The 9,737-nt window shown below is 39.1% G+C and carries 9 protein-coding genes and 1 pseudogene; 6 read left to right on the top strand and 4 right to left on the bottom strand.

What is annotated here, in order from left to right:
- From ABIA61_RS26455 to ABIA61_RS26445, 3 genes and pseudogenes are all read left to right on the top strand, one after another.
- Positions 1-379: pseudogene (locus ABIA61_RS26455) on the top strand (hypothetical protein); the annotation flags it as partial.
- A gap of 65 nt (positions 380-444) precedes the next feature.
- The gene (locus tag ABIA61_RS26450; RefSeq protein WP_404521938.1) at positions 445-570 is read left to right on the top strand and encodes an SHOCT domain-containing protein; all 126 of its coding nucleotides are present in this window, start codon (positions 445-447) and stop codon (positions 568-570) included.
- Between the two features lie 90 nt (positions 571-660).
- Positions 661-2,283 (top strand): recombinase family protein, encoded by a 1,623-nt coding sequence (locus ABIA61_RS26445; RefSeq protein ID WP_404581492.1) that lies wholly within the window; start codon positions 661-663, stop codon positions 2,281-2,283.
- 29 nt (positions 2,284-2,312) lie between these two features.
- Here ABIA61_RS26445 and ABIA61_RS26440 read toward each other — a convergent pair whose 3' ends face one another.
- On the bottom strand, positions 2,313-2,600 hold the full coding sequence (locus ABIA61_RS26440; RefSeq protein WP_283652765.1) for a hypothetical protein: 288 nt from the start codon (positions 2,598-2,600) through the stop codon (positions 2,313-2,315).
- Between the two features lie 408 nt (positions 2,601-3,008).
- On the opposite strand from ABIA61_RS26440, the gene ABIA61_RS26435 reads away from it, so the two are divergent.
- Positions 3,009-3,854, top strand: coding sequence for a hypothetical protein (locus ABIA61_RS26435; protein ID WP_404581491.1), 846 nt, complete (start codon positions 3,009-3,011; stop codon positions 3,852-3,854).
- 507 nt (positions 3,855-4,361) lie between these two features.
- Here ABIA61_RS26435 and ABIA61_RS26430 read toward each other — a convergent pair.
- The 3 genes from ABIA61_RS26430 to ABIA61_RS26420 form a co-directional block, all read right to left on the bottom strand.
- A complete protein-coding gene (locus ABIA61_RS26430; RefSeq protein WP_404581490.1) occupies positions 4,362-4,649 on the bottom strand; it encodes a hypothetical protein in 288 nt (95 codons plus the stop codon).
- Positions 4,650-4,823: 174 nt separating this feature from the next.
- A complete protein-coding gene (locus tag ABIA61_RS26425; protein ID WP_283652762.1) occupies positions 4,824-5,348 on the bottom strand; it encodes a hypothetical protein in 525 nt (174 codons plus the stop codon).
- Positions 5,349-5,353: 5 nt separating this feature from the next.
- Positions 5,354-8,293, bottom strand: coding sequence for a contractile injection system protein, VgrG/Pvc8 family (locus ABIA61_RS26420; RefSeq protein ID WP_404581489.1), 2,940 nt, complete (start codon positions 8,291-8,293; stop codon positions 5,354-5,356).
- A gap of 326 nt (positions 8,294-8,619) precedes the next feature.
- Here ABIA61_RS26420 and ABIA61_RS26415 point away from each other — a divergent pair, with 326 nt between their 5' ends.
- Positions 8,620-8,796 carry a hypothetical protein gene (locus tag ABIA61_RS26415; RefSeq protein ID WP_283652760.1) on the top strand — a complete coding sequence of 59 codons (177 nt, stop codon included), beginning with the start codon at positions 8,620-8,622 and terminating at the stop codon, positions 8,794-8,796.
- 392 nt (positions 8,797-9,188) lie between these two features.
- Positions 9,189-9,422, top strand: a complete 234-nt coding sequence (locus ABIA61_RS26410; protein ID WP_404581488.1) for a helix-turn-helix transcriptional regulator — start codon at positions 9,189-9,191, stop codon at positions 9,420-9,422.
- Positions 9,423-9,737: the final 315 nt, after the last annotated feature.

Here is a 9,737-nt window from a genome sequence, read left to right as displayed (position 1 = left end):
TATCACCGTAAAATTAACATATCACCCTACGATACTGAGTACGATTGAAATGAGAGTCGTCGAAACGGGAACGCATATCTATTCGATAGCCATTACTGGTAATCCCATGCTCAAAACAGGTCAAAGCGCCTCATATGTCAGTCATATCTATGATCATGGAACAGAAGTGCTTGACCAGTCGGTAGACTGGAGCCTACGGAATCAAGATGATTCGACTCCGATCATGGGGAGCATAATAGCAACTACAGGAAATAGCGTGACTGTGAAAGCCGGAAGCAGTAGTGGTGCAATCAACAAAGCATTAATATTGACTGCCACCTTAGTAAGCGATCCTAGCATGTCCGCAGAAAAGAACATTAGCCTTAAGAATTTATTTTAATCTTTATTATCTATCGGCTTGCCCTAGAGGTGAGCCATTTTTTATTTCAAAGGAGCCACATACATATGCAACGAAAATCTATTGATTACTTGCTCAGTCTGAGTCTATTGAAGCAATTAAGATCACAACAGTTGATAACAGAAGAAGAATTTATTGCGATTGATCAGCTTAATAAAAAATCTTTCAAGTAGCTATCACATGGGCAGAAATGGACTTGATGATGTGCCGCAAGCATTATACCATGTGACCGTATAAAGAAGATATGGAAGGGAGAAATACCTATGGCACAAGCCGCAATCGCAAAAAAAGTCGTCGTCGTTCCCATTAAAACGATGGACATTGTAGAGGGAATTCAATCGATTCAAAAGAAGAAAGTCGCTGCCTATTGTCGGGTCAGTACCGATTCCGAGGAGCAAAAGGAGAGCTATACCAATCAGGTCAATCATTATACAAAGTACATTCAAAACAACTTGGAATGGGAAATGGCGGATATCTATGCCGATGAAGGGATCACCGGAACCAGTACCAAAAATAGAACACATTTTAATCGGATGATACAGGATGCTCGAAACGGTAAACTGGATCTGATTCTTGTCAAGTCGATTTCGAGATTCGCCAGAAATACATTGGATTTATTGAAATATGTACGGGAACTCAAAAGTCTCGGAGTCGCTGTATTCTTTGAACGGGAGAATATTAATACGCTGGATACCACAGGTGAAGTATTGCTGACCATCCTGAGTTCCCTTGCACAAGATGAGAGTCGGAATATTTCTGAAAATAGTCGCTGGGGAATACTGCGTGGCTTCCAAAACGGCAAAGTCTTTTGCAACACGAACCGCTTCCTCGGCTATGATAAGGATGAACATGGTGAACTGGTGATTAACGAGCCAGAAGCTGAGATTGTACGCAGGATATATGAGGAGTACTTGGATGGAAAAAGCTATCAGGCGATTGCCAGAGGATTGATGCGAGATAAGATCAAAACAGTCACGGGTGGCGATACGTGGTGGGATTCCTCCATTACCTTAATTCTGACCAATGAGAAATATTACGGAGCTTTACTACAACAAAAGACGGTAACGGTAGATTTTCTAACCCACAAACGAATCAGGAATAAAGGACAGGAACAGCAATATTTAATCGAGGACAACCATGAACCGATTGTATCCAAGGAACTATTTGAAGCGGTGCAAAAGGAAAAGGAACGACGCGCCAAGCTGAAAGGAAATGTCATGGGGGAGAGCAAAAGGTACTCCAGCAAATACGTGCTGAGCAGTAAAGTATATTGTGGATGTTGTGGGGCCATTTTTAAACGCCGAACCTGGAACAGCAATAATCCATCCAAAAAAGTAGTATGGCAATGCAAAACGTATGTCAATAAAGGTAAAGTAGCCTGTGATGCCAAATCAGTCGATGAACCCATTTTACATTCCGCGTTTGTACGATTGTTCAACCGGATGTATGAGAATAAGAAAGGATTCATGAAGACATTGAAAGCCAATATTGAATCGGTGCTTTCCAGCAAAGTAGGGCAAGAACCGCTATTGGATATCGAAGGACAAATGCAACAATTGAAATCCGACTTGAAGGAATTAGTGAATCTTAAGCTACGGAATCAGATTGATGAAATTGTATATGATGAAGAAACGAACAGACTTTCCAGTGAACTAAACGAGCTACGACAACAGAAGCTGACACTGGAGCAGGAGCATGAGCAGCAAGCGAAAGTTAAGGAACGTGTCGATGAAATCATACAAATTTTAAGCTCGCGGCAAGATATACTGGAACAATTTGATGATAACCTATTTAATGCGTTGGTGGAGAAGATAACCATTCTCTCACCAGCGCATTTTGTTTTTACCTTGAAAAGTGGAATGGACATAGACGAAATACTGGACTAACGAAACCATAGGCTGAAACGATCAATAGGCTAGAGAATATTTGTGGAGTGCATGACGGGAAGAATCAATCGAATCCCGTCTTTAACTCCTTCCATATAGATGGATTGTTTGTCCTGACTTAGCTGATAACCTATGGCTTCTTCCCATTCGGATAGCAGTTGCTGAATATCCTTGTTTTGATTCATTTTGAATTGAGCCATTTGAGTGAATAGATTGTTGTCCTCTGATGAACATGAAGCTTGTTGTTCACTAGCTAGTTCTAATTGATAAAAACGTTGACGTAATGCTTCGAGAAACCAATCTGGCCAATCTGACATGACACATTTCCCTCCCGTGGTTGAAGTGTGTGTATGTTAACTCTGATGGGGAGGGATGGCAAGTCATTGTTTTGTGTAAAAAGGCTCACTCCTAACTCATGATCCAAGTTGGAATAAGCCTTTAAAAGTTTAAGAATTTTCATAATCAAGTTATTAGGGGAGTTTGGCTATATCATTTTACTGGAAATGGGGCTTGGAGGTAGTACTTTTAGAAGAACGGCAATGGAAGGTTAACTGTATATATATAGGCATTTTATAAAACGAAATATGAAAAAATAGAGATTAATATGCAACTTGTTTTGTAACATTTTGTCGCATATTGGAATATATATAGTTAATTTGGACGATATGAATTCAATATGATAATAATTTACAATAAGGACATAAAATATTAATAGGAGGTTTGAAATGAAAAATAAGTTAAAGAAAATGATCTCATCAGTTGTGGTAGTTGCTCTTGTTGTAACAAGCACCGCTTTTGTAAGCCCTGCTTCTGCAAGCCCTGCTTCTGCAAGCCCTAAAGCCCTTACAGATTCAAATACTAGTAAGTATGATGTTGTGGTGGGAGGAAAAACAATTGCTATAAGAACAGTTGATATCTCAACGTATCGAGAAGTTACAGAAGATACTATAAATACTAAAGTCATTTCGAAGGAACATTTTGATTTTTTGCCATCTGCATCTATAGAACAAAAAGAAGCCTTTAAAGATTCTGAAAATTCCTTTGATATTAAAATCAAGGGAGATGAATATTACATTGATGGTGAAAAATTAACAGAGGAAGAGTTGAAACAACCGATTACTCAAGAAAGTTTAGATACCCCGCAATCATTTAGTGCACCTCAATCTATTATTCTTGCAGCAGCAAATGATTCAGGTGGTATACCTGAAATAAGTCATTATTATGGTAACTATAAAACATATAACTTTTTTAGTTATAATGATTTCAAAATATGGACTAGTTGGGGACCAGATGGAAGCCATGTTTCCAAAACAAATGTCTCTATCTCAGGCCCGTATACATCCCTGGCTATAAGTAACATAAACGCGTTTGCTACTTCTCACGCCAGTATGAAATATAATTTGGCTCAAACTTTGATTGCTCTTGGTGTAGCGGCTGTTACATGGGAAACAGTAGTGGGATTAGTCGGTTCTGGACTTGTTGGAGCGGCATCGGCCGCTGGTGTAGTTAATGATCGTTCACAAGCTAGATCTAGTCTTAAGCAAGCATATAACTATATTCAACGTATGTAATTTTCGAATGAAGAGTAATAAAATTAGCAAAGGTGATATTAAACCTTTGCTAATTTTATTTTAAAGGGGGACATGCAAATATGATTTTCGTTATCATCTCAATAGTATCTTTCTTGCTACTATTTTTTCTGATTTATAGAATTTTTAAATATAAGATAAGGAAATATAACCGTGAGAATTTTGGGTTATCATTGGTAATGCTTCTTATTCTACTAGGAAGAATATATACCAATATAGGAGAATTTAATTTAAAATCTTTGTTAATAGGGTATACATTCTTGTTCTCTGTTTTATTATTAATTTTTTTATTTGGTATGATTCGTAAGAAAAACAGTAAACAATAATGGAAATTGACCGTTTTTATGGGCCGCTGATGATAACCTATTAATGCGTTGGTGGAGAAGATAACCGTTCTCTCACCAACGCATTTTGTATTTACTTTGAAAAGTGGAATGAGCATAGATGAAATATTGGACTAAAAAAATCATAGACTAAAGTAACCAAAAGCTAACGAGTAACTGTGGGTTGTACGACGGGAAGAATTAATCCACTCCCGTCTTTTACTCCTTCCATATAGATAGATTGCTTATCCTGACTTAGCTGATAACCTATGGCTTCTTCCCATTCGGATAGCAGTTGCTGAATATCTTCGTTTTGGTTGGTTTTGAATTGATCCATTTGAGTAAATAGATGTTCATCCTCTGATAAATTTGAAGCCTGTTGTTCACTAACAAGTTCTAATTGATAAAAACGTTGGCGTAATGCTTCCTGAAACCAATCTGGCCAATCTGACATAACACATTTCCCTCCCGCTGTTTGAGTGTGTGTATGTTAACTCTGATGGGGAGGGATGGCAAGTCATTTTGTTTTTGAGTGTGGAAAAAAGCTCATCCCTACTCATGATTCAAGTTGGAATAAGCTTTTGAAATTTTAATATTAAGGTACACATAAACCTATTCAATTTCTATGTTACAGAATTTTAGATAATTTTGTACCATCAAACTTGTGACCCCATCCTCTATTTTCTTCTATAGAAAATTTTAGGAATGGATCGATGCTTGGCAATGGAAAGTTGTAATCTATCATGAACTTAATAATTCTCTCCAAAGATTTCAAACTGCTTTCGCCGTATCCTTCGATTACAGTATAAGTATGACTGATACCAAGATCATAAATTTCTCGTAGTAAGGCATCCACTGATCCATCAATATTTTGATATAAGCTATACAAATATATGAATTCATCTTTACTCAGCCGCTCAAACTCTTCCTCCTCATATGTTTTAAACTCCGTTAAATTCTCAGGGATTAATTCAACAACTATATCATTCCAATCATCTAAGTATTGGATACTAGTGAATTCCCATAAATAATTCAAAACGATTCTCCAATCATTAACATCATATTTCAAGGCTATTATAGCGTTCTCAAAACAGCTAACTCCATATGCAACTCTACCTCTCATTGAAATATGCTTAAATTTTTCCATATCCATTATCACTAGTCTCCTTTATACCACCCGGTTAGTGCGTCAGCAACATTTCCTTTAAAAGTAAATGTACAGTTTTCGCAAGCTATTTTTGCTGATCCAAACTCGTTTGGCGTTGTTTTAATAGTGTATATATATAAATCATTCACATTAGCCTTTTGGTTTAGCGCTTGATTCACTGCATCTACTTCTGCACAATTTCCTACTGCATATTCATTAAGAGAATCTTTTGGTAATAATCCTGGTTTGTCTTTGCTTCCAAATAAAATTGTATTCTTCTTATCTCCACTAAGCTGTATACCTTTATTCATTCCATAATAATATTTTCCTGTTCTTGCGTCATAGGCAACAGCAGCTGTATTGAAATTATCCATTTTTCTTTTTGAAGGAGCAAGCTTTTTCTGCATACTTGACCATTCAGTTGCAGCATCAAGTAATTTTTTATCAGAAGGTAACTTAGGCTTACCACTAGCTGTTCCCTCAGTTTTCGGTGCTTCAATAGGTTTGGAAGGAGCAGGCTTTCCGATTGGCGGTTCTTTAACGGTAGACTTTGGAACTTTAATTGATTTAGAAGGTATCTTTATATTCCCACCAAATTTAGCACCGTATAAACTTCCTACCATCTGAAATTCAGAAAATACGCTACTTACAATAATCGCATTTGCCTGCCATTTTGGTATTTCTTCGCCTGTCCAATAGTTCTTTCCTTCTTTAGCTGCTTTAATCTGTTCTACGAAAATATCCACATTTTCTGGTTCGTGATGTAATTTGATTTCTCCATTTTTGATAGCTTCGTTATAGGCGAGAGTGGCTTGGGCAGCTTTCTGATCGGTAACCCCATTTTTGCTGAGAACCCACATAGTTCCTACTATTTTTTTATCATACTCATCAAAATTATAGGATACTTTGGCTTTTTCAGCTGCCATGTAGCTATCGTGCTTGTCCTTCCAACGTTGTCTCAGATCTACAGGAATCTGCTGATAGGCATGAGCCATAGCATTTGATTCTTTCAGTAGGTTCTGCACCAGCTCCAGTGGGCCGCCGGAATTAGCTATATGACGCGCACTTGTATATGCTTTTCCTAAGATCCACTTGCTATAGTAAGCTTGTCTCGCTTGCTCATGCTCATATTGACTGATTAGTCCTTGGAGTGCTAAGCCAGCCAAGTGTTTGAGCGGGTGCAACCCCGTTTCTTTACTGCCTCCAACCGTTGGCGTTCCTTTACTACGAATAGGGATGGCTCCAGTTGCTTGTAACACCGTTGCTGCTACTTTACCTGCTGGCCCACCAACAGCATTCAACATCACACTGGCTACGTTCCCTACTGCTGGAATGGAGCCTAACAGTTTGGATATCGTCCCCATCAAGGCATTCGCCTGTTGAAGTGCTGCTGGAGTCGTAATTTTTGCTTTAGGGGTAGGGGCTTGGCTGCTCTTGGCTGTTGCAGTTTGTGCGGCCTCATATGCTTTTATACTCATCAATGGTGGCTCAGGCACAGGAGGGAGGTCAGCCACGAAAACAGGAGCTTTCACCGTACCTTCCTGATCAATCACTGGAGCTTTGGTATCTGTCTCACCATCCAGCACCATGCTACTTTCTCCACCTTTTAGATGAAGGGCTGTTCCAGCTTCTAACGACAGTTCCTTACCTGCTTCCAGCTTCACATGACCACCCTGAATCTGCACATTCCCCGGACTGCTAACGGTAATTCCACCATCTTCATTTAGTGTAATTGAAAATCCATCCGAGGTAGAAAGGGTCAATTCTTGCTCAGACATTTCTACCCCGCTACCTTGCACATGTTGCCATATCTTCACATTCGGCTGTCCATTTGCGTGGTGTTGTTGTCGTAGCGAATCCGTTACATAGGCATCCTGTTCGCGGTGTGTAGGCAGATACAGTTCTACTTGTTCACCGATCTCAGGCATATCGTACCAACCGCTATGTTCTTCGGCGACATATCGAGTCGCCACGGGAAACCAACAGGCTTTGGCAGGATCTTGCTTCGGGTCGAAGTCCAGTTGAAGCTGCACAAAATCCTGCTGTACCTTCAGCACCGTTCCCGTGAGTGAAATCCCGGTGGCCTGATCGTTTTCATACCGGGCATAGCGAATATTCTGTTCCGCTTGGAGATCATAACGGGTACGCAGTAAGCCATCCTCTAACCGTGTCACTGCCCGAACCACGACCAGTTCTTTACCTTGTCCAATGGGTAACGTGATGAGGTCACCCAGCGCATAGTAGTGCAGACTTTCAATTGTATAGGTGACATACGAGCCAGCACGTTGTTCTCCGGGCTTTTCCGCATCCAGCTCATGAAACGTTTTTCGTACCCGATAAAATACATCTCGTTCCACCTTATACTGCTTGCCTTCTGGCATCCCAAAGAAGACCTTGGGTGAAGCTGCGGTTACCTCAGGCACAAGTATTGAACCAAAGCGAGAAGCGAGGCGTTTTAAAAATGCCCAATCGGTCTCCTCATATTGTAAAACAAAAGTATCCAGTTTGGCATAATTAGTTACGGTATCAATGGCGTCTCCATACTCATATTTACGAACCATCGCGGTGACCAGATCATCATAGGTACGGTGAATATCCTGATAGGAACGTTTTTTTAGTTTAATATCCATTTGATAGGAATGCGAAGCAGCCTTCAGTTCAAAGGTATATACTCCACGTATACAATGTACGGACATTTGCGTAACGATCCCGTGAAACAGTCTTCTTAGCGATTGTCCTTGATCATCCAACTGACGAATCACAATCGGCTCTTGCTCCATATTTTGTCCGATGCATGCGGCTCCCTGTTCTTCGGAGAGCATACCACGGATATGTAAATAGGCATGATCATTAATGGTACGTGTGATTTGAAGTTGATCGATGTGTTGCGGCTGAAAGGGACCATAAAAGCGTAGGCTTTCATACCCGATCCCATCTGATAATAGGCTCAAGTGAGTTCATGACTCCTTTCTAGATGTGATGGCTGATTACAAAAGTAAAGTGCAGCATGTTTAATTCGAGTCTGACGAATAGAAGAAATGGATGAATACAACTTTGAGTCAAGATAGATATGTATCACTGAGTTTATTGGGTACAAAAACGTTCTTAATCAGATACAGGAGTTCCAAGTAAGATTTCATTCAAGAAACAAAAGGACAGCAGAAGATATTTAATTACGAACCCAGCATATGTATTTATCGGTTGAAAGAGAGATTTAGTTTACAGAATGACCCATTGGTTGGTGTATTTACTATGTGTATTTTTGGAAGGGAGAGGTATGGGAATAGAGAAAGCTGATAGTAATTTTGAGCAATTGCTTTTCAAAGTCAGGAAGGGGGCTGATTTAATTGTGATTATGGATTCGGGTAAATTAAATACAGGCTCATATGGAATTAGTAGGATCGACAGAAGTGAAGGGGGAACAGGCATCATCTGGGAAAAGGGGGTGTTGTGAGAAGGAGCGGCTTTTGATATTATAGGTAATATATATAATAAAAAGGAATATATCCCTTTCGCTGTCTCGACACATGTGGAGTGCGTGGTAGTGATATATCGAGATGAAAAACATTGATGAATGTGGGTTTGAGGGGAATTTGAATATGTTCCTGCATTCAAAAAATTGCATTAGGGTTGAGTGCGGGAATATAGATTATTCACCTGGAGTGCTTGGTAGTAGGAAGGATGCTTCTTCCGATTAATAATGAAGGTGAATTTTTGGGCCTCCTTTTATGGGAGGTTTTTTGTATGTTATTTATTGCATTTTGTTTTATTAATAGTTCAATATGTTATATTTACTTTACAATTTGTTACTCATATAATACTATAATTATTGAAAGGGGGGAGTTCATGTTTTCATTTGGTGTTATCAGCAATCAAGTTTATTTACTGCGTGCTGAACGGAGATGGACACAAACGGATCTAGCCAAAGAACTAGGTGTAACAAGACAGACCATTGCCGCAATTGAGAACAACAAGTTTGTACCTTCGCTTGAGCTTGCATTTGCCATAGCATATATATTTGAAAAAGGAATTACGGAAGTATTTCACTTTGAAGCCTATGAAGAAGACGAGGAGGAATAATATGATGGGTATTTTTATAAGCATCACTATTACGGTGGGATTACTTTTAAACCTTATTTTGTTACTTAAAGAAGGAAAGGATGAGCGGTGGAATCATATTATTAATGGCCCACTTAAGATTGCATTTTCTTTATTGTTTATGGGGTACACTGTGGGTATTATTTTATCCGGGTATTTCCATTTCGACTTAACTACATACAAAGTGTACTATGACTATCTTTTTTGTGGTGTATTAGTCCTCTATATCGTCCTTTTGCTGATGAGAAGAAGGACGTTGTCTTGAACTCAAGGATTATTATGACTCTATTGGACAAA

Origin of the sequence: Paenibacillus sp. RC21, from assembly GCF_044907935.1 — a bacterium.
Taxonomy (GTDB): Bacteria; Bacillota; Bacilli; order Paenibacillales; family Paenibacillaceae; genus Paenibacillus; species Paenibacillus terrae_A.
The sequence above is the reverse complement of the archived record's forward strand: the minus strand, read 5'-3'. Positions and strand labels throughout refer to the sequence as shown.